The sequence below is a fragment of the Proteinivorax tanatarense genome, assembly GCF_040267685.1.
GTDB lineage: Bacteria > Bacillota > Proteinivoracia > Proteinivoracales > Proteinivoracaceae > Proteinivorax > Proteinivorax tanatarense.
Genome location: NZ_CP158367.1, coordinates 1,946,412 through 1,967,280, shown reverse-complemented (window position 1 = coordinate 1,967,280; position 20,869 = coordinate 1,946,412). Strand labels below are relative to the sequence as shown.

Genomic DNA, 20,869 nt, shown 5'->3' with positions numbered 1-20,869 from the left:
TGTGTTACATTTCTAGCCAAGTACCGCATGGCAACTGTAGTCTAGTTATTCTAGCTTCACCTACAGGAAGCCAACCAGTTTCACGGTGTCCGTGTAAATAAAAGTCATTCCATCTAAAATCTTGCTCTACTTCAACACCGACATAACCACTATTATAATGACTTACCACAGCATCATATACATTGCCTTGTGCTTCAGCGATTGCAGCCATAGCATTTCTATCCTCGTCTATTATAAATGAAGCTACTCCTCCAATCAACTTAAACTCTCCTACAGATAAAGTAACAATAGTATAATAGAAACTATCATTTAATGTTTGACTGTAGTCATGATGATTTTTGGCTAAACTTTCTGCTGTGCTGTGGCAACATTGCTAGCAAATTGAAAATAAGCAACAAACAATATAAACTCATATTAAATAAAAAATTCAGAAACTCCTTTTTTTAACCTTCTTATAGTATTAAACTCATAGAATACATAATGTTATGCTCCTTATTTTTATCCTTTGATTTAAGGTGTAATTAAGATTGTGAGCCTAGAATTTTGATTATCCAATTCAAATTAAAAAAGAGCTGCCCCAATTTTGGGACAGCCCATTTTTGCTGCGTAAGAAGGGAATGATAGAACGATATGACTTAAAAGAAGTGATAATAGGGAAAACATACTTTATTAAAAATATTGGAAGTCTAAAACACCTTCTTCGAAGCTGACAACTTTATTTCTTTCTACTAGTGCTTGTTCTACACATTGCTCATGGATAATTCCTTTTGGTCCGTATGTTTTAACTATTATTGATTCGCCTGAAGGTGGAAACAGACTTAAAAGAGGTCCGCCGTCAAAAATAAAATCAACGTTAAGAATCTTTTTACAGAAATTTCCGCATTCAATTTGATAGGCTTTTTTTCCAAAAATAGTATTTCTTTTTATTTTATGGTCAACTTGGACAATCCCAGTTTCTCCAAGGCAGTGATACTGTCCGGAGACCTTTAAGCTTTGCATGACTTGTCGACCGACCTGTTTCTCGCCAATATAGGTTTGAACTTCTATAAATTTTGCTCCTACTATTCTTACGTAATCTAAAACTAATCTACATTTATGGAAAAAATCATACTTGAACTTATATTCAAGACCAGGCTGGCCTCCATAAGCTAATGCTTTTTTTATACTGCTACCACACTTGTATTGAAAACCAACTTGTGCTGGTGAGGCACATGTGCCTTTTTCTGCGGCGTCCTTATTTTTTGTTAAAGATATATTATCCACCAGGTTTTGAACATCGTTATTTTGGTGATTATCAGGTAGAATAATGTTAATTTTTCCATCGCTGCTGGAATACATTAAGCTCATTGTTATTCCTCCTTTGTGTTTTATTTTAATATAATATATTCCTTAATAGCAGAATTGATAGCATTATAAATCTTAAAAATAAAAAAGTGCTTTTTTCATGGGGTGAAAAAAGCACTTGAGAAAGAGGGGGCAAATAATTTTAGTAGCTTAGTTTTGGAGGAATTCGATGCTTAGTAGCTTGCTCATAGCTATATGCTAGTTCCACCAATCTATGCTCAGTAAAGGCCTTGCCTGTAAAGGTGATACCCACTGGTTCGTTACTCTTTGTGTAACCCCCTGGCACGGTAATTGAAGGGTAGCCAGCCTTTGCAGGTAAGGCAGCTCCATAATTGGCGGGAGATAATAGTGCGTCTAAGTCATATTTATCCATTACGGCATCAATGCCAGCACTTTGGGAGTAATGCTGATCTCTTATCAATTCTGTGAGGTACTTACTATCAGTTAACATTCCGTTGGTATTCTCACTGGCTTCTAAGAGATCTTGACCGTACTTTAACGCCACCTTTTTGTTCTCTAGATTAAACCTAATAACATCCTTTAAAGTTTTAACAGGGGCACTGCTTAAATCATTTAAGTAATTGTTAATGCCATGTTTAAATTCATGGAACAATACCTCATAGCTTAGTGTTATTTCATGTGTATGAATTTTTGGAATATCAACGATTTTAGCTCCACATTTAACTAAGTCATTAACGGCATTTTCCATAATTAATTTTTTTTCTTTATTGATAGATTCATAAAACTCTTTACAAACTCCTATCTTTGCATTTTTTAAACCGTCTTTTTTAAAAGATGCGGAAAAATCAATTCCAACCCCTGGTGGAATGTTTTTAGTAACAGCATCGCATTCATCAATGCCCATCATTACACTTAACAGAGCTACAGCATCTTCCACAGTTTTTGCCATCGGCCCGGCAGTGTCCTGGGTGTAAGATATAGGTATAATCCCACTTCTGCTGACCATTCCCACAGTGGGTTTGATTCCAACTAAAGAGTTTTGACTAGAGGGACTTAAAATCGAGCCTGATGTCTCTGTCCCTATAGAAGCACAAGCAAAATTAGCAGCTACAGCAGCTGCTGAACCTGAACTAGAACCACCAACATCTAACTTATTTGGTCCGTATGGATTAAGAACCTGACCACCCACAGTACTATATCCATTGGGCATTTTAGTGGACATAAAATTTGCAAATTCTGTTAAACTAGCCTTACCTAAAATTATCGCTCCAGCTGTTTTAAGCTGCTTAACTAAAAAAGCATCTTTCTTTGCATAACTATTTTTTAAAGCAAGTGTACCAGCTGTAGTATGCATTTTGTCACCGGTATCAATGTTATCTTTTACAACAATAGGTATCCCATGTAAGCAACTTCTAGCACCTTTTTGTTTTCTTTCTTTATCTAAAGTGGTAGCTATAAAAAGAGCATCGGGATTAATTTCGCAAATAGCATTTATTTTAGGTCCGGACTTATTGTAAATAGCAATTCTTTTAAGGTAAGCCATTACGATTTCTTTTGATGAAGTAATCCCTTTTTCCATGGCTTTTTGAAGTTCAAAAATGGAGTGCTCCAATACTATATCTTCACTTAAAAAATCTAACTTACACTTATCCATATTCATCACCTCATAAATTAGTGTAAAAAGATATTCGACAAAAGATAGATAATTCCTTTTACCTGTAGACGAAATAAAGTATAACAGGTATAATATAAAATTGGAATAATTTGTGTGTAATTAGGTGATTGAAATGCATTATTATAAACAAACTTTAAATAAAGCATTATTACCTAATTTAATATACATTAGGAGGGCATTTAATATGAAAATTGGGATAGTTGGTGGTGGAGAAGGCGGAACTGAAATAATAAGAGTTCTTTCAGGTCTTAGCAATGTAGAGTTAGCATGGGTAACTGATATAGACCCAAAAGCTCCGGGGTTAATGATTGCAAAAGAAAACGGAGTGCTAACAAAACAAGATTTTTTGCCTCTATTGAGTGAAGAAATAGACTGTGTTATCGAAGCCACAGGAGTGCCGGCTGTTAAGAAAAGTTTAATTGGTAACATATCTGAAAATACCACCCTAATTGATGGCAAAGGTGCAAATTTAATAATGGAAATAGTGCAAGGTAGAAATACATTAATAGCAGAGCTTAAAAGCATGGCTGATAAGCTAAAAAATGATTTAGAAACTTTAAATAAGAATCTTCAAGTTGTGGGAGATGCAGTAAAAGAGGTAGAAACGGGAGTGCAAAAATTAAGGGACATGAATCATACTTTGCAAACAGAATCTAAACAAGCGGTGGTTTCAGTTGATAGGACTGAATCTGTACTTTCTCTAATAAAATCTATAAGTCACCAGACTAAAATACTAGGAATAAATTCATCAATAGAAGCGGCTAGGGCAGGTGAAGTAGGAAAAGGTTTCAACGTTGTAGCGGGAGAAATTCAAAAGTTGGCAACTACTAGCAATAGTTCTGTGGAGGAAATTGAACAAATTCTTAGAAATATTAAAGATTGCATTGATAAAGTAAACCAAGGAGTTGACGGCACTACTGATGTAACAGAAAAACAGGCCCAAGCTAGCGAAAACGTGGCCGCCAGTTTGAATCAGCTATCTTTAATTTCTAAAGAAATTAAAGATTTTGCAGAAGAAATTGTAGCCATAGATTAAAAGGACAGCCCCACTTCTTTATTTGGGGCTGTCCTTTTAATTTATGCGACTATATTCATCATAACAATGAAGGCAGGTTTTACTTCCTTCAACTAAACGTATGCGATGTTCAGCGGCACCTTCTCCACAGTTTTCGCAAATTACAGTGGAAAAAAGTTTTGCCTTTTGAGGAAGGGGCTCCTTAACTTCTGTTATATCGAATAGATCTTCTTCGTTGCTGTGCAGCAAAAATTTTTGTTTTTCTTCTCGGGCTTGGGGAGCGTTAAGATCTCTTCGAAATAACAATCTAAAAGATTTGTCAGAATCCCTATTATAAAAGCTATAGGCAACTTTCCCCAGGTCTTTGTATATAAGGTTTCCTTTGCCAAAGGTGCAGCCTAAAACTACCTGAATACCATCCACACCACAGGCATCATTTTCAGTTATACAAACGATTTCTTCATCTTCCGCACTTTTACCACCAAATAGTTTGCGGGCTAACAGGGCTGCTTTATAGCCTATAGTTAAACCTGGGCAGATATGACCGTGAAAATCAACGCACTCATCCCAAAATTTTTCATTCATGGTATTCCCTCTTTTCTAAATTTATTATTTAAAAACTTTTCTTTATAATAAGTAATTCTGCAACTGTAATCATTTTCCTTCTACATAAACCTAAAATCACGCAAAATATAATTTTTAATAAAAAAAGAGGAAATTTTAATAAAATACCAAATATAGATATATATACAGACTATTAGGTTTGCAAAAAAACTAAATTTCCTTTTTAAAATTTATCATTAAAAATGGGAAAGTAAGTTCTATCTATAAACAAAGGGTTCAAAATTTTGCAATTGCCTATTTACAAAAAATAAAGGAGGGTAAAAGTATGGGATATTTACTTTATGGGGTACAAAATGGCATTTATTGTATATCTAATAGGGTCCGAAAAATTAAAAAATCCCCTGACTATGTTAGGTTTTTTTTAGAGGGCCAATATGTTGACTTAAAAGAACCAAAGCAAAACTTTATTAAAAGCAAAATTAAAAAGCCTAAAAAAAGCATACAAGAGTTATGTGCTCAGCTTGAACAAGTGGGAAATGATGACAAAGTAGAGGGTATATTGCTTGTTATAAGACCGAATCTTAACTTGACTATGGCACAAATACAACAGCTTCGCACTTTTATACATCAAGCAAAAATGAAGGGTAAAAAGGTAGTGGCCTATTCATACCAATATACTACTAATACCTATTATTTAGCATCCGTTGCTGATAAAATATTACTCCAACCAGGGGGCGGAATAGATCCATTAGGTTTAAGGACAGGCACAATGTTTATAAAAGGTGCTTTGGACTGGATAGGTATAGAAATGCAAATGTACAATGTAAGTCCTTATAAATCTGCCGCAGATGCGATGACAAAAACAACGATGACAGAAGAAGTAAAAAAGATGAACAACTGGATTTTAGACTCACTATATGAACAAACTTTAGAAGCCATAGCAAAAGGTCGTGGAGTAACAGTAGAGCAGGCTAAAAAAATAATAGATAACTCCCCTTATGTAGATAAAAAGGCTGTTGAAAATCAACTGGTGGATAAACTGTTAAATGAAGAAGATATATTCAACTACCTAAAAGACTTGGAAGGTAAAAAGATTATTATAAAAAACTTTAAAGAAGCACAAAAATCTTTAATAAGGCCTTCTATAAAAAGACCTAAAGACTATATTGCGTTAATTAGGATAGAGGGGAATATTATTGATGGGAAAAGTTCAACTACTCCATTTGATTTACCCATCCCATTTTTAGGAGGCAAGAGGGTTGGTGATATTACAGTAGTTGACCAAATTCGTAAAGTTCAGAAAGACAAAAGGGCTAAGGCTGCTGTAATTTATATTGATTCTGGTGGAGGCTCAGCTACTTCATCAGAGGCAATGGCCTCTGCAATTTCTAGGTTGGCAAAAGAAAAGCCGGTTGTAGCTTATATGTCATCAGTGGCTGCATCAGGAGGCTACTATGTAGCTACCACTGCCGACTGGATAATCGCGCAGCCTAGCACCATAACGGGATCCATAGGTGTGATATATGGCAAGGTGGTTAATAAAAAAATGTTAGAAAAAATGTTGCTGAACTACGAAAGTGTTAACAGAGGGGAAAATGCCGAGATGTTAGAAGGCAAAAACAAACTCACAGAAAATCAAGAGAAGAAAATTAAAGAATCTTTATTTAGAACATATGAAGTATTTTTAGATAGGGTAATCGATGGTAGAAGCATGCTAAAAGAGGAAGTAGAAAAAGTTGCTGGTGGCCGGGTTTGGACAGGTAAACAGGCGTATGAAATTGGGCTTGTAGATGATTTAGGAGGGATAGAAACAGCTTTAAAAAAGATATACAACTTAACATCTTTAGACGACAAAACACCCCTAAAAGAAATTAGAGTTAAGCCAGAGCAATTTATCCAACCTATCAACTCAGCTGCTAAACTTAACACTGTTTTAGGTGATCTAAATTCGCTAGAAGGAAAAAACCTGTACGCTGCACCAACTATGTGGATAAAAAAATCATAAAATTAAAGAGGATTGTCCTTATTAAAATAAGGATAATTCTCTTTAAAATTTCACAGTTAAAAGATTACAAAAGTATGAAGTTTTGCAGTGTGTTTCAATAACTTAAAAAAACTGTACCATAAAATTAAAAGATATGATATTATATAAATAGGTTTCTAATATAGTCATAAACACTGTGTTATAACATGTTTAGTTGTTTTTGTGAAACAGATTGTATTATAGAACACTAGACAAACTTTTGCAAAAAACTAATCTTATACATATTAAAATGGCCTACAAAACGATATAAAGGCAATTTGCTATACTATAACAGTGCAGAATAATATGTTTATTCTAAAAAGTTTTGCTCTGTTTTTAGTTATTATGCAAAGCCTGTTATATATTTAAATAATACAAAAGGGGGTTTTTGAAAATGTCTAAAAAAATGCAGACCATGGATGGAAATACAGCTGCTTCTTATGTTTCATATGCTTTTACAGATGTAGCTGCTATTTATCCAATTACTCCATCATCAGACATGGCAGAAAAAGTTGATGCTTGGAGTGCAGAAGGTCGTAAAAACATTTTCGGTCAAACAGTAAGAGTAAGTGAGTTACAATCAGAGGCAGGTGCTGCTGGTGCAGTACATGGTTCATTACAGGGTGGTGCTTTGACAACTACCTTTACTGCCTCCCAAGGTTTATTGCTTATGATCCCTAACATGTACAAAATTGCTGGCGAGCTTTTGCCGACTGTTTTCCATGTAAGTGCTAGAGCGGTTGCTGGTCATGCCCTATCTATTTTTGGTGATCACTCAGACGTTATGGCTACAAGACAAACTGGTTTTGCAATGCTAGCTTCTGGAAGTGTTCAGGAAGTAATGGATTTAGCGGGTGTAGCACATCTATCTTCTATAAAATCAAGAATTCCTTTTGTTCATTTCTTTGATGGGTTCAGAACATCTCATGAAATGCAAAAAATTGAAGTGATTGACTATGAAGATTTCTCTAAATTAGTAGATTATGATGCTTTAAAAGCTTTTAGAGATAGAGCATTGAACCCTGAAAGACCAGTGCTAAGAGGAAGTGCACAAAACCCTGATATTTTCTTCCAAGCTAAGGAAGCTGCTAACAGGTTCTATGATGAAGTTGACGATACAGTTAATGAATACATGCAAGAAATATCTAAGTTAACTGGTCGGGAATACAAGCCTTTCACATACTACGGTGCTGAAGATGCAGAAAGAGTTATTGTAGCAATGGGTTCTGTTACTCAAACTGCAGAAGAAACTGTTGACTACCTAAACTCTAAAGGTGAAAAAGTTGGACTTATCAAAGTTCATTTATACAGACCATTTTCTCCAAAATATTTCTTTAATGTTCTTCCAAAGACAGTTAAGAAAATCTGTGTTTTAGATAGAACTAAAGAGCCAGGAGCAATTGGCGAGCCACTTTATCAAGATATCCGCACACTATTCTTTGAAAACAAAGAAGCACCTGTGGTAATTGGAGGTCGCTACGGCCTTGGTTCCAAAGATACTACACCATCTCAAATTAAGGCTGTATTTGACAACCTTAAAGATGAGCATAAAAATAGATTTACTGTTGGTATCATAGATGATGTAACTAACACTTCTTTAGAAGTAAAAGACAAAATTAACACAGTTCCTGAAGGGACCGTTAGATGTAAATTCTGGGGGCTTGGCTCAGATGGTACAGTAGGTGCTAATAAATCTGCTATTAAAATTATCGGAGATCATACCGACATGTATGCTCAAGGATACTTCTCTTATGATTCCAAAAAATCTGGTGGGGTAACTATATCACATCTTCGTTTTGGAAAAGAGCCTATTAAATCTACCTATTTGATTGATCAAGCTGACTTTATAGCCTGTCATAACCAAGCCTACGTTGATAAATATGACGTGCTTAAAGGTCTAAAACCAGGTGGAATCTTCTTATTAAACTGTCTGTGGAGTCCAGAAGAGCTTGATGAAAAACTGCCAGCTCACATGAAACGCTATATTGCTGAAAATGATATCAAGTTCTATACCTTAAACGCATATGACATTGCTGGCAATATTGGGTTAGGCAACAGAATAAATATGGTTATGCAGTCTGCATTCTTCAAGTTAGCAGATATAATCTCTGTTGATGATGCCACAAAATATCTTAAAGATGCAATAAAAGCTAGCTACGGCTCTAAAGGGGAAAAAATTGTTGAGATGAACAACAAAGCTGTGGATGAAGGTATCGGAGCTCTTGTTTCTATTGACGTTCCAGCTAGTTGGAAGGATGCTAAAGATGAAGAGAAAGAAGAGCAAGATGTTCCAGACTTTATCAAAAACATTCTTATCCCGGTTAACGCTCAAGAAGGAGATAGTTTGCCAGTTAGCACCTTTGTAGGAGCTGAAGATGGTACGCTAATGCAGGGTTCTTCTAAATATGAAAAACGTGGTATCGCTGTTGATGTTCCTTGCTGGCATATGGATAACTGTATTCAATGTAACCAGTGCTCCTATGTTTGCCCACATTCAGCAATACGTCCGTTTTTAATTGACGAAGATGAAGAAAAGAAAGCCCCTGCTTCTTTTGAAATGAAGCCTGCGATGGGCAAAGATTTTAAAGGATTAAAGTATCGTCTACAAGTAACTCCTTTAGACTGTACTGGTTGTGGAAATTGTGTAGATGTTTGTCCTGCTAAGAAAAAGGCAATCACTATGGAGCCACTTGAAACCCAAATTTCAGAGAAAGATAATTGGGAATTTGCTGTTACTTTAACAGACAAATCAGACCGTACAAACATTGAAACATTAAAAGGTAGTCAGTTTGTGCAACCTTTACTTGAGTTTTCAGGGGCATGTGCAGGCTGTGGAGAAACTCCATATATTAACACCATTACTCAGCTATTTGGCGATAGAATGATGATTGCCAACGCTACTGGATGTACATCTATCTGGGGTGGTAGTGCGCCATCGACGCCATATTGCACAAACTCTGAAGGTAAAGGACCAGCTTGGGCAAACTCTCTGTTTGAAGACAATGCAGAGTACGGCTATGGTATGGCACTAGCTTCCCTTCAAATAAGAAGCAAAATTAAAGATTTAATGGAAGAAGCTATGGAATCTGGCATTTCTACAGAGCTTAAAGATGCTTTCACTACTTGGATTGAAAACAAAGATGACGGCAAAGCCTCTAAAGAAGCTACTTTAAACCTACTACCACTTCTTGAAAAAGAAGCTGATAATAAACTAGTAAAACAAATAATTGACAAAAAAGACTTCCTAATCAAGCAATCTCAGTGGATTATTGGAGGAGACGGCTGGGCATATGATATTGGCTACGGCGGTTTAGACCATGTAATAGCTTCTGGTGAAGATGTAAATATTTTGGTTGTAGACACCGAAGTTTACTCTAACACTGGTGGCCAATCATCTAAAGCATCTCCAACAGCGGCTATCGCTAAATTTGCTGCTTCAGGTAAGAAAACAAGCAAAAAAGACCTAGGAGCAATGGCAATAAACTATGGATATGTTTATGTAGCCCAAGTAGCTATGGGAGCAGACAAAAACCAATTCCTTAAAGCTATTAAAGAAGCTGAAAGCTACAAAGGACCTTCTATCGTTATTGCATATGCACCATGTATTGCACACGGTATTAAAGAAGGAATGGGACGTACTCAAAACCAACAAAAAGAAGCAGTGGAAGCGGGTTACTGGCACATGTACAGGTTTAACCCTGAACTTAAAAAAGAAGGTAAAAATCCATTTGTTATGGACTCTAAGGAACCAACCAAACCATTTAGAGACTTCTTGCTAAGTGAAGTAAGATATAATGCCCTTCTTAAGACCAACCCAGAAACAGCAGAAGAGTTGTTTGCTCAATCTGAGGAGGAAGCTAAAGAAAGGTATCAACGCTATCTAAACCTAGCTAACCAAAAATAGATAGCATAAGCTAATAGCCCATTGCCTCTGGCAATGGGCTTTGCTTAAGTCTAATGTATATTTTATATATAAAAATGTATATTATAAGTAAAGATGATAAAAATAAGTTATTTTAGAGCAATTTGACATTTATAGCCTTAAGTTATATAATCATGCAAAATAAATAAAGTTAAAAAGGGGGTTAAAAAGATGGGTACATTGAAAAAAATACTTTTAGCTGGGCTAGGAACTGCAACTTTCACTTATGAGAAAGCAACGGATTTAGTTGAAGAAATGGTAGATAAAGGTGAAATAACAGTGCAGCAAGGCAAAGAGTTAAACCAAGAATTGAAAAATAAATTTACTGAAAAAGCAGACCAAACTTCTCAAGAGTTTGCAGAACTAAATACCGTCAAAGGCCTTATTGAAAAGTTTAACTTAGCAACAAAAGAAGATATTGACCAATTAAAAACTCGAATTGAACGGTTAGAGGAGGAAGAAGATACCTTATCATAAAGGTATCTTCTAAACTATGAAAACTAAAACTAACAGACAGCGGTTTCAGCAAATAGTATCGGTATTTATAAAACATGGTATCAAAGATGGCGGAGCAAACCCCAGCCAAATTAGAAAAGCTTTTGAGGAGTTAGGACCGACCTTTATAAAAGTAGGCCAAATCCTGTCAACAAGGCCAGATATTTTATCCCCTGAATATATAGCAGAATTTCAAAAACTTCAGGATAATGCTAAAAGGCTAGATGAGGAACAAGTTAAAACAATAATCGAAAAAGAATTAAAAATAGATGTAAATAAAGAGTTTAGTGATTTTGATCTTAAGCCTATAGCCTCAGCGTCAATTGCTCAAGTTCACACTGCTAGATTAAAATCAGGTGAAAAGGTAGTTCTTAAACTAAAAAGACCTAAAATAGAAAAAACATTAGCACAGGATTTACATTTACTTAAAAGATTCACCCTATTTATTCAAATTATTCCTAATTTAGTCAGGACAGAAGTGATTAAAGCCGATGAGATAATAGAAGAGTTATGGGAGCATATTTTAAAAGAACTAGATTTTGAAAATGAAGCAAGAAATATTGAAAAGTTTAGAAAAAACAACAAAGGATTTAAATTTATAAAAGCTCCTAAAGTTTATCCGAAGTATACTACAAAAAACCTTGTGGTAATGGAATATATCGATGGAATAAAACTGAGCGATACTAAATTATTAAAAGAAAAAGGATACTATATAGACGATATAATAGAAAAGCTGGTTTATAATTTTGCCCATCAAGTATTGGAAGAAGGCTTTTTTCATGGAGACCCTCACCCCGGCAACATAATAATTTCCGAAAACAAAATAGCTTTTATCGATTTTGGAGCTATGGGATCAATTCCAAAAGAGCAACGTGAAGGATTTAACCAACTACTCCATTCTATAGTTTCAAAAGATATAGACAAAGTTGTTAAAAGTATCATAAGAGTGGGAGTGATAAAAGGTTCTATTAACAAAAATAAACTAGCCAGTGATGTTCAAGTTATTCATGATAGCTACTTAGACCAACCTTTACATGATATAGATGTGGTTAAGGCAATCCAAGATAGCTTTGATGTATGTTTAAAAAACAATATAGCAATCCCCAAAAATGTAGCACTTTTAGCTAAAGCAATGCTTACCCTTGAAGGAGTTATTTCAGAACTTACCCCTAACTTTAATGCAATAGAGTTAATGGCCCCTTATGTCAGAGAGCAAATGTTAAAGCCGGAGAACATCAAAAAAGAAGCGTTAAGGCAGTTGAAGGGAATTTATGATACAGCATCTGCTGGTTTAAAGATTCCTCAAACTTTTCTGGAAGTGCTTAACAAACTTTCCCGCAATGAAATAAAGGTGCAAATGGAACATACAAACCTAGAGCGGGGAATTAAAGAAATAAGTAAAACGGGTAATAGAATAGTTCTGGGCTTGATAACCTCATCTTTAATAATGGCCTCATCAATTGTTATCGTAGCCGAAGCCGGTCCAAGTATTTATGGTGTGTCTGCCATAGGGTTGATTGGTTACTTAGGGGCCGGTCTTATGGGATTAGTATTAATATTCTTTATAATACGCTCAGGAAAAATGTAACGTCAAATCTTCTTGAACATGAGAAGATTTGACGTTTTATAATTATTTTAAAAATCTATTTAATTATTTCTGCAATTCATATAAAATATAATAAAGACTTTTTTCCGATAATAAGGGGTGCTTGAAATTGAACTTAAGTAATTTTTATATTGAACAGAGAGAAAAAATAAATGATGCCATTATTACGCTGTTGGAGTATAGAGTAAATCAAACGCCTAAGTCAAGAAAAAAACTAGAAAATTTTTTTGACATTCTTTCTATTGAAAGTGAAAAACTACAGCTCAATGAGTTAACTCAGCTGGCACATAGCTGTAAAAAATGGTTAAAGGCGGATAAATGCTCTTGGAGTGAAAAGCACTACTCCTATTCTTTACTCCTTTTGGGAATGGCAAAACTTTATACAAAAATAAATGATTTACTGGAAAAAGAAAAAAATAGCTTAAACCAAGAGTACACTAGGTTTACATATACAGGAAATATTCTTATTTTAGATAAAGATGTAGTAACTTTGGATACCTTAGATACTTTATTTAACCAAGAAGGATATAAAGTTAACATAGCTTCTACAACGGAAAAAGCTTTAGATGTAATTAACAACCAAAACATAGATATTGTCATAGCTGAAACAGAAATACGAGGAAATAATAACTTAGAGCTGGTAGATGAAATTGAAAAAAACTCTCCATATACATCAATAATATTAATGTCCAAGGAGGAAAATTTAGAGAAAAAAGTTATCGCCTTACAAAAAGGTGTGGAAGATCTTTTGATAAAACCAATTAAGGATATAGAACTTAAGGCTAGAACAGAGCAAATTTTGAAAAAGAAAGAGCATCATCAGAAAGATGTGAATACTGATGCCCTTACTGGTGCATATACCAAAAGATATTTTAATATGTTTTCTAAAGAACTAAATGCTTTTTCTCTTGCATTTATTGACTTAGATGATTTTAAAACAATTAATGATACATATGGACACCTAACTGGTGATAAAGTACTGACTAAATTTTGTCAGTTAATTAGTGAAAATATAAGATCTGAAGATAAGTTGTTTAGATTTGGCGGAGATGAATTTGTATTGGCTTTTCCAAATACATCTAAAGAAAACGCCTATAAAATAATAAAAAAAATAAAAGATGTAGTATCTCAGAACAAAATACAATGTGAGGAAGAAGAGAATATATCTATAGAAGTTAAATTTAGTTGTGGCATATCAGAAAAGAATGGTGAAAACCATGCACTTGAAGATGTTATAAATGACGCGGACAAAGCTCTCTATACTGTGAAAAATAGCTCTAAAAATAACATCTCTTTATATACCGAAACAATAGCTTCCCATAAAAAGAAAAGTGCCTTGCTAGTATTAAAAGATCCTATTTTGGAAAAATTATTAGAAAATCGTTTAAAGAACCTAAAGTTGTCTGTTAATCATGCTGATAATGTATGTCAAGCATCCCATCTTTTGAAAAACTATAAAATTGATATAGCAATAGTAGATATAGGTTTTTCTGATATCGAACAATCTAATGTATACCAAGAGCTTTCTGACAAAGAAACAAAATCGTTGCTTTTAGGTGAAACCAAAGATAAAGCTGAAATTATCAAGGGGTTAAAAATGGGAATAGACGATTATATTATAAAGCCTTTTACGCTGAAAGAACTGGAAGGAAGGATAAAAAAACTAATATAAGACTAGCTAGATTCTTTGTACAAGCTTTACAATTAAGTTCTAAAAAAGGTAATACGTCTAATAGTGTTGTAAGGCTACCCTTTAGAAATTAGCTAGTATGCAGCAAACCCAATTGGGCACGACAAACTGGGCAGGATTAGCCATAGGACTTTATAAAGTTTTACCTTTTAATAAACAAAAGGGAGGAGGTTCTTTTATGCGAATAATTATAGAAAAAGATTATGAATCTTTGTCAAAAAAGGCATCGTTGCTCGTAGCCAGCCAGATATTATTAAAACCTGACTCAGTTCTAGGTTTAGCTACTGGAAGCACCCCTTTAGGAATGTATAAAAACTTAATTGAAATGTATAAAAGAAATGAAGTTGACTTTTCTAAAGTAACCACATTTAACTTAGATGAATACTACGGGCTATCACCTGACCATCCTCAAAGCTACAACTCTTATATGAAAAACAACTTTTTTGACCATATAAATATACCACCTTTTAAATGTCATCTTCCCAAAGGAAACGCAAAGAATGTTGTAACAGAATGTTACACCTATGAAGATAAAATATCAAAATGTGGTGGAATAGACTTTCAAGTGTTAGGAATTGGAGAAAATGGCCATATAGGTTTTAATGAGCCTGACGATAGCCTTAATGTCTTAACTAATCTAGTGGACTTAAGATCTCAGACAATAGAAGCTAATAGCCGCTTTTTTGAATCAAGCTGTCAAGTCCCAAAACAAGCTATATCGATTGGAATTGCTACAATTATGAAAGCAAAAAAAATACTTTTATTAGCATCGGGTGAGAATAAGGCAGAAGCAATAGCACAAATGACTTCAGGACATGTAACAACAAAGGTACCAGCATCATTGTTGCAAACCCACCAAGATTTGATTCTTCTGGTAGATGAACAGGCAGGTAAGCTACTTAAGTAAAGGAAAAACAGCGGATATGCTCCCGCTGTTTTTTTATATTTTAGTCGTTTTCTTCCTCTACAGCTTCACCAACAAATACTAGATCTACTGTTATGTTTATATTCTGCACAACATTTCCTACATCCTCGGGCAAAGTTATAGTAAAAGTTAATTCATCAGAGTCGTCGGGGTCTTCTAAACCAAGTGCTTCGGTTCCTTCAACTTCGGATAGTCCAGATAATGAACCGTCATAAAGCTCGTTTTGCTCATCATCTTCAATCCTTACTTGCAACCGATCAGCTAGAATTTGGGCCTGTACTGTAGAAGTTTCTTCGTTAGCAGGCTTCCAATCAGCAAAAATAAAATAATTAACATTAACTTCACCATCATTTGTCACAGTAATCTGGCCAGTTTCTTCCTGTCCTGGAACCATATCAAGAACATCAAAAATATTTTCTTCAGTGACAATTAACGATACATTACCTGCACCAACTTGATTGTTTTGGTTAGTAGCTGAAATTGTATAAGACATTTAAATCCCCCTTTCTCAAAGCTTATTGTTTTACAATGCCTCAGTTATAATATGATTAGCTTTAATTAAAGTTACTGAATCTAAAAGGTTAGGACTTTGTCATAGCTATGCTTAGAGTAAACAAGTAGTAGATTTCAAAAAATTGTTAACATAGTTGATAGATAGTGATAAAATAATTATAGGCAATTGCAAAATGTTCAGATTATAAACTCCTGATTAATATGTCACCTAGAAATGAACCTTGGTATCTAAAATGACACTAGGGTTCGGAGAATGTATTTATAAAAAGACTGTTATATGGAGTATGTTTTTGTAATTATCTAAAATATTTTGCTTAGGAGGTTAGAAATGTTAAAAGTATCAAATTTACATAAAAGCTATGGAAGCATAGTAGCTGTTGACGGAATAGATTTTGAAATTAAATCTGGCGAAATATTGGGGTTTTTAGGACCCAATGGTGCAGGTAAGACGACTACTATAAAAGTGTGCAGCGGCATGTTAATTCCCACTCAAGGCAGCGTTACTCTCTGTGATTACGACATAATAAAAGAGCCTACTGAAGCAAAAAGGCAGCTAGGTTATGTTCCTGATGACCCTTTTTTATATGAAAAACTTACCGGAAGGCAGTTTTTGGAGTTTGTCGGAGAAGTTTATAATTTATCTCCAAAGCAAAGGCAGCAAAGAATAGAAAAAATGTTACTTGATTTTGAGCTAGAGGAAAAAGCTGATGAACTTATAGAGACTTACTCCAGAGGTATGAGAAGAAAGATAGCACTTATAGCAGGAATAATTCATAATCCTAATATTCTACTTTTAGATGAACCAACTTTAGGGCTGGATGCGGTTAGCGCAAAAAAGGCAAAAGACATAATAAAACATATGGCCTATAAAGAAAATACAGCCGTTCTTTTAACTACCCATATAATGGAAATAGCAGAGCAGATTTGTGATAGGATAGCTGTTATTTCAAAGGGAAAATTAGTGGCAATCGGGACCTTAGAAGAACTTCAACAAAAAGCGAAAACAAAAGCAACTTTAGAAGAAGTTTTCGTTAATATAACCCAACAAGAAGCTGGAAAAAAAGTAGGTGAATAAAAATATATGAATAACTTACTATTATTATATAAAATGCAGTGGATTATGTTTGTAAATAGATTTTTTGGTAATAAAAAACAAGCTGCCACATCTATAGCATTTTTCCTAGCTATAATTACTTTTTTTGTACTAGTAGTTCGTTTCTTAAATGCAAGGTTTTTTTATGATTTGCAAAATGTTCCTCAGCAAGAAATACAGGTTATATTAGCTCTAATTTTCATTATTAGCTTTGCAATACTATTCACCTTTCAACTGTTTTCAAGCCTAACAAATCTAGTTGCTAATTTTTACAAATCTCCTGACCTAAACTATTTTGTCACTACGCCGTTAAATCCTGGCGTTATTCTTATTTTTAAATTGATTAATCATACATTTATAAGCATAGGTAAAGAATCTCTGCTTTTTTTTCCTTTTTATATATCGTTAGCTATCTCAATAAATGCCACAACTTTTTTTTATATTCTTTTGCCTATCGTTTATTTTATTGTGGCAGCAATGGCAGCAAGTATTGGCATTATTATCGGTATGCTTCTTTTAAAAAAACTGTCTATAAAAAGTTACAGATACATAGTAAATATAGGAAATTTCTTAGCTTTTGTTTTGGTATGGGGTATAGTTCTTACTGATATTTTGCAAATTCCTCAGCCTATAATTAAGTTGGCAGAGAGAGTCATAACTGAAGAGTCAATTATTTTGATAATCCCTTTTGTGTCAGGGGCTGAACTTTTAACTCAAATTGCCTCAGGTTTTAAAGTTGCTGCACTAAAACCTTTAGCATATTTGTTAGCAGTGGCAACTTTTATACTGTTTTTAACATATTTTATAGCAAAACATAATTTTTTTACAGGATGGATGAATAACTCATACGTTAAACACAAACAAAAAAACAAAAAGCTAAAGTCAAAACGTAATTTAAAAGTTGCCTCTAACAACTTACATCCTATTTTTTGTGTTGTAAAAAATGAATGGATAAGAGCGACAAAAAATTACGACATCATGGCTGGAGCGCTGGTTTTATATGGACTATATATAGCAATGCTATTTTATCTATCTTCAAGTGATATAAGTTTCAACTTGATAATTTCTGCAGCAATGCTGGGCGGAATGTTTTTAGTTACAACAGGAACATCGGTACTATTGATTAGCAGCGAAATCATCTTGAATCCATATGCAGCAAAATATCAATTTTCAATACTAAAATTTTTACCTTTAAAAGCAAAAGATGTATTAACAGCGAGGCTGATAATGAATTATGTTCCTTCAGCCGTTATATTAAGCATGGGATTATCCGGTTTGTTGTTTTCTATACAACAAACCATGTTTACCCTGATAACAATAGTACTTATACAACTAATAATACTCCTTGGTTATACAACTCTAAATCAATCCTATGAAATCATATACTATCAGTGTTATTATAAAAAACAAAATTTTCTTGGAGGACTAATATCCTTTGTGGCACCAGCAATATATCTGATTTTAACAATAGGACTTTTTATTTTATACCAAGCTAAACCTCTTTTTTCAAGCTCATGGATAAATGTCATATTAAACATGCCTACTATTGCCACTATAGCAATAGTAACAATAGTACTTCAGCTAACATACACCTACAGACTAGGGGCAAAGGCATGGGACAAGATGGAATTTTGATAAAGGGAGAAAATAATTAAAATCAAAACGTACATATCTTAAGCCAGTAAATAAAAACTTAATAGGAGAAAAGCAAATCCTTACACAATAAGCAGGTGTCGGCTAATAACATTAAATATTAAAATTACTGTATATAATGTAACGAACAGTGAGCAAATAAGTTTTTTTAAAAAAACTTTTGCAACGGCAAAATAGACTAAAAGCGTGGAGAAATGAGTTAGGAGGAGAAAAATGGGAGCAAAGAAAAAAATCATTTTGACTATACTACTGTTAATTAACATTGCCACGATGTTTCTTAGTTGGTTTGGCGGAGCAAGAAAAATTCAAGAGGTAAGAGGGACTATAGTGTTGCTTCACCCTATCACGTTAATTGCCATAGGATTATTTTTAATTGGACTTTGGTATCCTTTTAACAAAAAAGTTAGTAAATGGATATGTGTAGGCTCAATCACAGGGATAATAGCAGTAAAGATATACTTTTTCTTTTTTTGGCATTACATGACCGTCACTGGAACAGTGAGCATAAAAGAAAGCATAAACTTAACCTATCCAGAATTTTACTTAGGCCTAGGAATCTCAACACTAATTCTAGCGATATCATTATTTATGAAAGATAACAATCAAAAAAGGGTAAACAAAAAATAACAAACTATAAGTATCGTTATTTATCAGGAGCGGAGACATTTAAAAATTTAGACTCATTACAACACTCAATCTTAGTTTGCTATTTTCCTATGTTGAGGTAAGGGCTGGCCTCTGTGCCAGCCCTTCATTGAAATGTTTACCCAACATTGTTTTTATTAGGTGCTATTTGACAAACAAGAATCGAAGATTTATACTTTTCTTAAGTAAAAGAATTTAATAAAAACTTTCGTCGACCCTAGGTGAGACCTAAAACCCGGGAGATCGACGAAAATGAGGAAAGTTTAGTAAAGAGAAGAAGAAGATAGGTATCAAGAGATAATTAAGAATTTTAGTATTGTGATAATGGCAAAAATAAGTAGAATCAAATAAAAAGAAAAAACAAAAATCCCATAAATACAGCCTTTTTTGGGGTTTATATCTTACCTATAAGGAATTGAAACTATTTTTCTATCTTTTTATAGGTATCAAAAGCATTTCTAGTTTATATCTTACCTATAAGGAATTGAAACATGTTTCTGCTAAACTACCTTCTATAGCATGACCGCTTTGTTTATATCTTACCTATAAGGAATTGAAACTCTTAACCGCACAACCAATAAGAAATTCAGATGGAAATCGTTTATATCTTACCTATAAGGAATTGAAACAATACCCCCCAAAATTTCTGCAAGTTAATATCTCCCCAGTTTATATCTTACCTATAAGGAATTGAAACAATTTTTGACGAATTTTTGACGATTTCAAGTTCATCCGTTTATATCTTACCTATAAGGAATTGAAACATAGCTATATCTAATGCTTTAATATCTTTTCCCCAAGTTTATATCTTACCTATAAGGGATTGAAACCAAAGAGCTGTAAAGACTTCTTTAGATGCATTAGAAGTTATTATCTTACCTATGAGGAATTGAAACTTCATATGTTTATGTTTCAGGGTTATATTTGTATGTTTATATCTTACCTATAAGGAATTTAGGTTTTAAAACTCTTTTTTTCATCTGCAGTTTTTTAGTTAAAAACACTCAGAGGAATTTTCCTTTGAGTGTTTTTGGTTTATATAAATGTAGATGGATAGTACTATTGATAGCGAGTTAATACATATGTTAGCCTTGGTGGACAATTTTTTATTGATTTTTTACGATAAAATTACATTAATCGATATATTTTTGTTGTTTTTACATATAAATATATTGAAAATACATAAAAACATATTGATATTCAATAAAAAATGTGTATAATAGAATTATAGAAGGACATTTTAGGGGGTATTAAGTTTGCAACATAAATTAGCTGCTAAAACACTTACTTTTTTGCTCACCACTTTATGGTTTATAGTAATTATTAGCTCTATCACTACAGTAGGGTTTGGGTTATTTACGCTAGGGGTTTCTATATCTATCAAAAATATTGTTGGAGTATCGTTTTTTGTGATAGTTCATGCAATAATTTTGAAGATAATTTGGGAACTGAGAAAAATTATAAAAAGTGTCCTTGAAAAAGAACCTTTTGTCAAAGAAAATATTTCAGGCTTTAATCTGATAGGAATTTTAGCAACGTTTATGGCTTTTTTAACATTGTTGAGAGATGTAATTAACATTTTTATTGATTATCCCAAAGTAAACATTATAGCGTATCTAGGGGAAGGGTATCAAAGCAGGATGGGTATCTTTATGTTTTTAATTCTGGGATGTATGGCTTTTGTGTTATCAGAAATTTTTAGTGTAGCTAAAACCATAAAGGAAGAGAATGAGCTCACAGTTTAG

At 33.7% G+C, this 20,869-nt stretch carries 16 protein-coding genes and 1 CRISPR repeat array; of the genes, 11 read left to right on the top strand and 5 right to left on the bottom strand.

Annotation, left to right across the window (positions count from 1 at the left end; translation table 11 throughout):
* Positions 1-4: 4 nt before the first annotated feature.
* From PRVXT_RS09770 to PRVXT_RS09760, 3 genes are all read right to left on the bottom strand, one after another.
* Positions 5-259, bottom strand: coding sequence for a hypothetical protein (locus tag PRVXT_RS09770; protein WP_350342689.1), 255 nt, complete (start codon positions 257-259; stop codon positions 5-7).
* Between the two features lie 410 nt (positions 260-669).
* The gene (locus PRVXT_RS09765) at positions 670-1,347 is read right to left on the bottom strand and encodes a hypothetical protein (protein ID WP_350342688.1); all 678 of its coding nucleotides are present in this window, start codon (positions 1,345-1,347) and stop codon (positions 670-672) included.
* A 139-nt stretch (positions 1,348-1,486) separates the two neighbouring features.
* A complete protein-coding gene (locus tag PRVXT_RS09760; RefSeq protein ID WP_350342687.1) occupies positions 1,487-2,959 on the bottom strand; it encodes an amidase family protein in 1,473 nt (490 codons plus the stop codon).
* A 205-nt stretch (positions 2,960-3,164) separates the two neighbouring features.
* Here PRVXT_RS09760 and PRVXT_RS09755 point away from each other — a divergent pair, with 205 nt between their 5' ends.
* Positions 3,165-4,016 carry a methyl-accepting chemotaxis protein gene (locus PRVXT_RS09755; RefSeq protein WP_350342686.1) on the top strand — a complete coding sequence of 284 codons (852 nt, stop codon included), beginning with the start codon at positions 3,165-3,167 and terminating at the stop codon, positions 4,014-4,016.
* Between the two features lie 36 nt (positions 4,017-4,052).
* On the opposite strand, the gene PRVXT_RS09750 is transcribed toward PRVXT_RS09755, so the two are convergent.
* Entirely contained in the window at positions 4,053-4,580 is a 528-nt protein-coding gene (locus PRVXT_RS09750; protein WP_350342685.1) for an FmdE family protein, read from the bottom strand.
* 304 nt (positions 4,581-4,884) lie between these two features.
* Here PRVXT_RS09750 and sppA point away from each other — a divergent pair, with 304 nt between their 5' ends.
* From sppA to nagB, 6 genes are all read left to right on the top strand, one after another.
* Positions 4,885-6,564, top strand: a complete 1,680-nt coding sequence (sppA, locus tag PRVXT_RS09745; protein WP_350342684.1) for a signal peptide peptidase SppA — start codon at positions 4,885-4,887, stop codon at positions 6,562-6,564.
* A gap of 412 nt (positions 6,565-6,976) precedes the next feature.
* Entirely contained in the window at positions 6,977-10,486 is a 3,510-nt protein-coding gene (nifJ, locus tag PRVXT_RS09740; RefSeq protein ID WP_350342683.1) for a pyruvate:ferredoxin (flavodoxin) oxidoreductase, read from the top strand.
* Positions 10,487-10,675: 189 nt separating this feature from the next.
* The gene (locus PRVXT_RS09735; RefSeq protein WP_350342682.1) at positions 10,676-10,981 is read left to right on the top strand and encodes a phasin family protein; all 306 of its coding nucleotides are present in this window, start codon (positions 10,676-10,678) and stop codon (positions 10,979-10,981) included.
* 16 nt (positions 10,982-10,997) lie between these two features.
* Positions 10,998-12,587: an ABC1 kinase family protein gene (locus PRVXT_RS09730; RefSeq protein WP_350342681.1), complete on the top strand. Its 1,590-nt coding sequence runs from the start codon at positions 10,998-11,000 to the stop codon at positions 12,585-12,587.
* Between the two features lie 127 nt (positions 12,588-12,714).
* Positions 12,715-14,277 carry a GGDEF domain-containing response regulator gene (locus PRVXT_RS09725; protein ID WP_350342680.1) on the top strand — a complete coding sequence of 521 codons (1,563 nt, stop codon included), beginning with the start codon at positions 12,715-12,717 and terminating at the stop codon, positions 14,275-14,277.
* A 196-nt stretch (positions 14,278-14,473) separates the two neighbouring features.
* Positions 14,474-15,202 carry a glucosamine-6-phosphate deaminase gene (nagB, locus tag PRVXT_RS09720; RefSeq protein ID WP_350342679.1) on the top strand — a complete coding sequence of 243 codons (729 nt, stop codon included), beginning with the start codon at positions 14,474-14,476 and terminating at the stop codon, positions 15,200-15,202.
* A gap of 40 nt (positions 15,203-15,242) precedes the next feature.
* Here the strand turns inward: nagB and PRVXT_RS09715 are convergent, their stop codons facing one another.
* Positions 15,243-15,713, bottom strand: coding sequence for a TasA family protein (locus tag PRVXT_RS09715; RefSeq protein ID WP_350342678.1), 471 nt, complete (start codon positions 15,711-15,713; stop codon positions 15,243-15,245).
* Positions 15,714-16,061: 348 nt separating this feature from the next.
* On the opposite strand from PRVXT_RS09715, the gene PRVXT_RS09710 reads away from it, so the two are divergent.
* The 4 genes from PRVXT_RS09710 to PRVXT_RS09695 all read left to right on the top strand — a co-directional run bounded on the left by PRVXT_RS09710 (position 16,062) and on the right by PRVXT_RS09695 (position 20,869).
* Positions 16,062-16,808 (top strand): ABC transporter ATP-binding protein, encoded by a 747-nt coding sequence (locus tag PRVXT_RS09710; protein WP_350342677.1) that lies wholly within the window; start codon positions 16,062-16,064, stop codon positions 16,806-16,808.
* Between the two features lie 6 nt (positions 16,809-16,814).
* Complete coding sequence (locus PRVXT_RS09705; RefSeq protein ID WP_350342676.1) at positions 16,815-18,461, top strand: putative ABC transporter permease subunit; 1,647 nt, start codon at positions 16,815-16,817, stop codon at positions 18,459-18,461.
* 231 nt (positions 18,462-18,692) lie between these two features.
* The gene (locus PRVXT_RS09700; RefSeq protein WP_350342675.1) at positions 18,693-19,106 is read left to right on the top strand and encodes a hypothetical protein; all 414 of its coding nucleotides are present in this window, start codon (positions 18,693-18,695) and stop codon (positions 19,104-19,106) included.
* A gap of 410 nt (positions 19,107-19,516) precedes the next feature.
* Positions 19,517-20,084: direct repeats of the CRISPR family, unit length 30 nt; unit sequence GTTTATATCTTACCTATAAGGAATTGAAAC.
* 296 nt (positions 20,085-20,380) lie between these two features.
* Positions 20,381-20,869, top strand: a complete 489-nt coding sequence (locus tag PRVXT_RS09695; protein ID WP_350342674.1) for a DUF2975 domain-containing protein — start codon at positions 20,381-20,383, stop codon at positions 20,867-20,869.

Bases quoted from the DNA above. Each gene is read 5' to 3' on its own strand.
- PRVXT_RS09765 (WP_350342688.1), bottom strand. From the start codon at position 1,347: ATGAGCTTAATGTATTCCAGCAGCGATGGAAAAATTAACATTATTCTA.
- PRVXT_RS09760 (WP_350342687.1), bottom strand. From the start codon at position 2,959: ATGGATAAGTGTAAGTTAGATTTTTTAAGTGAAGATATAGTATTGGAG.
- PRVXT_RS09755 (WP_350342686.1), top strand. From the start codon at position 3,165: ATGAAAATTGGGATAGTTGGTGGTGGAGAAGGCGGAACTGAAATAATA.
- PRVXT_RS09750 (WP_350342685.1), bottom strand. From the start codon at position 4,580: ATGAATGAAAAATTTTGGGATGAGTGCGTTGATTTTCACGGTCATATC.
- sppA (WP_350342684.1), top strand. From the start codon at position 4,885: ATGGGATATTTACTTTATGGGGTACAAAATGGCATTTATTGTATATCT.
- nifJ (WP_350342683.1), top strand. From the start codon at position 6,977: ATGTCTAAAAAAATGCAGACCATGGATGGAAATACAGCTGCTTCTTAT.
- PRVXT_RS09735 (WP_350342682.1), top strand. From the start codon at position 10,676: ATGGGTACATTGAAAAAAATACTTTTAGCTGGGCTAGGAACTGCAACT.
- PRVXT_RS09730 (WP_350342681.1), top strand. From the start codon at position 10,998: ATGAAAACTAAAACTAACAGACAGCGGTTTCAGCAAATAGTATCGGTA.
- nagB (WP_350342679.1), top strand. From the start codon at position 14,474: ATGCGAATAATTATAGAAAAAGATTATGAATCTTTGTCAAAAAAGGCA.
- PRVXT_RS09715 (WP_350342678.1), bottom strand. From the start codon at position 15,713: ATGTCTTATACAATTTCAGCTACTAACCAAAACAATCAAGTTGGTGCA.
- PRVXT_RS09710 (WP_350342677.1), top strand. From the start codon at position 16,062: ATGTTAAAAGTATCAAATTTACATAAAAGCTATGGAAGCATAGTAGCT.
- PRVXT_RS09705 (WP_350342676.1), top strand. From the start codon at position 16,815: ATGAATAACTTACTATTATTATATAAAATGCAGTGGATTATGTTTGTA.
- PRVXT_RS09700 (WP_350342675.1), top strand. From the start codon at position 18,693: ATGGGAGCAAAGAAAAAAATCATTTTGACTATACTACTGTTAATTAAC.